Genomic DNA, 2,184 nt, shown 5'->3' with positions numbered 1-2,184 from the left:
GCGCCACCGCCCGGCCGTCCACGGACACCGTGTGCGCGGCGGCGAGAACGCGCGCCGCCGCCAGCGGATCGACGGCGGCCGTGTCCACGTAATGAAACCACTGGCCGCTTTCCTTCCTCGCGACGACGTACGGTGCCGGTCCCAATGGCGCGAGCGACACGCGGTAGTACGCGGTCATGCCCGCCGCGTCGTACGTGAAATGCACGACGCGCACGCTGACCCGGCCGTCGAAATGCGCCCACGCGCTGCCCGGCAGGCACACCGCGACGAGGACCGTGGCGCAGATCGCGACGCATTTCGCGGCCAGCACCGCCATCGTCGCCGTCTTCATTTGGCCGGGGAGCGCGGATCCCACAGGGCGCGCCTGGCCGTCTTCTCGTAGGCCATGCCCTTCGGCGTGCTGACGATTTCCAGCTGCAGGCCCCACGGCGCGAGGAAGTACATCCACGTCAGGCCGGCCGCCGGGCCGTCCGTGAACGTGCTGGGCGCGCCCAGCGTGCGCACGCCCTTCGATTTCAGGTAGGCGACGGCCTTGTCCATGTCGTCGACGTAGAACGCGAGGTGATGGCCGCCGACGTCGCTGTTGCGGGGCGGCGTCTTGCCCTGGTTCGGCGCCGAGTATTCGAAGATCTCCAGGTTCGTGCCATGGCCGCAGCGGACCATCTGGAAGCGCTTGATCTCCGCGCGCGGGTTGACGTTCAGGTGCACGTTCATCCAGTCGTCGGCGAATTTGAACGCACCGAGCTTGATGGATTCCTCGCAGCCGACGACGTCGACGAAGAAGCGGACGGCGTCGTCCATGTTCGGCACCGTGAGGCCCACGTGGTGCGCGCCTTCCATGCCGGGCATGCCGGCGTGGGCGCTGAAGGGAAGGGCGAGGGCGAGGCCGATGCCGGCGAGTGTGCGTTTGAAGTTCATGCTGTCTCCTGATGTTGATGGTGGTCCGCCGTCGCTGCGGCGGCATCCATAGGAGAGCAAATTGCAAGCCAGGCCGGCGCCAGGGGCGCGCGCCCCTGCGCGGGCCGCGCGGACGGCACATCTGTCGCGCGCTTGCGCAACATCTGTCGCAGTCCGCGCCGGCTTACGGTTCGGCGAACCGGCGCGATCACGCCTTCTTCCGGCACGCGGTGGTCGCCCGCCATGTCGCGCAATGGTCGGACGCGTCGTGGTGCACGGCCTTTTCCGGCCCGCCGTGGTAGCCCGTGTCCCCCTGGGCAGCGCAAGCCGGTGCGCGCTGCCGGGTACCGCGGTTGCGGTTCCTGACGAGCGCCTCCAGTCCCGCGAGCTGATAGGTCCAGAACGTCGCGAACGCTTGCGCGATGTCCGCACCGGACGTGTACCGTTCCAGGATGGCCGCGATCATCGCCACCGTGTTCGCAAAGACCTGGCGGAGCACCATGTCGAAGTGAGCGTCGGGCGCGGCCGCCGTCTGGCGGCGCACGAAGCGGGCCGCCTGGCGCGCCATCTCCTGCGCCATGCGCTCGCGCACGGGCGCGAAGCGCGTGCCCGCCGCGCCGTTCAGGAGGATCAGCACCGCGAGCCGGTGCTCGACCCAGAACTCCAGCAGTGCCTTCGCGTGGGCGGAGCCGTCCGCATGCGCGTCGGACCAGCTGCCCAGCATGTCGAACTCGCGCAGGCGCGCGCGCAGGAGACGGAACAGGCGTGCCGCGATGGCGGGCGTGACGACGGCGTCGAACAGCGCCTGCTTGCTCCCGTAGTACTTGTAGACGTTGCTGGGGGCGATGTCCGCGTCGCGCGCGATGGCGGCCAGCGTGGCCTGCACATAGCCGCGCTGCGCGAACGTGCGCGCGGCCGCGGCCAGGATGCGGTCGCGGACGTCGTCTTTCAATCGTTGCGGCATGCGAGCCCGTCCTGCATCGCGCGCAGCCGCGGCGCCCAGTCCGCCGCCGCTTCGAGCTGGAACGCGAGGCGCAGCAGCAGCGCATCCGCGTCGTGCGCGGCCGTGAAATGGCAGCCCAGCGGCAGGCCCGCATCGGACCAGTACAGCGGCACCGACATCGCGGGCCAGCCCGCCAGCGACGCGGGCACCGTGTAGCCGGCCAGCCGGTTGGTGAACGCGATCAGGTCGTCCGGGTCCTGGCCGGGGCCGTGGCGGCCGAGCGGGAAGGCGGTGAACGGGACGGTGGGGCTCAACAGCACATCGAAACCGGCGCCGGCCAGGAC

General features: G+C 70.4%; 4 protein-coding genes. All 4 read right to left on the bottom strand.

The genetic code is table 11. The features are described 5' to 3' along the window. The coding region (locus ACEN88_RS29800) for a hypothetical protein (RefSeq protein ID WP_413345514.1) at window positions 1-355 on the bottom strand (355 nt) is incomplete at its 3' end. Beyond that, entirely contained in the window at window positions 328-918 is a 591-nt protein-coding gene (locus ACEN88_RS29795) for a VOC family protein (protein WP_413345512.1), read from the bottom strand. The genes ACEN88_RS29795 and ACEN88_RS29800, both read right to left, overlap by 28 nt. A 187-nt stretch (window positions 919-1,105) precedes the next feature. Continuing rightward, window positions 1,106-1,861: a TetR family transcriptional regulator gene (locus ACEN88_RS29790; protein WP_413345510.1), complete on the bottom strand. Its 756-nt coding sequence runs from the start codon at window positions 1,859-1,861 to the stop codon at window positions 1,106-1,108. Beyond that, the coding region (locus tag ACEN88_RS29785) for an amidase family protein (protein WP_413345508.1) at window positions 1,846-2,184 on the bottom strand (339 nt) is incomplete at its 5' end. The genes ACEN88_RS29790 and ACEN88_RS29785, both read right to left, overlap by 16 nt.

This window comes from Massilia sp. CT11-108, assembly GCF_047302915.1.
Classification (GTDB): Bacteria; Pseudomonadota; Gammaproteobacteria; order Burkholderiales; family Burkholderiaceae_D; genus Telluria; species Telluria orientalis.
The sequence above is the reverse complement of the archived record's forward strand: the minus strand, read 5'-3'. Positions and strand labels throughout refer to the sequence as shown.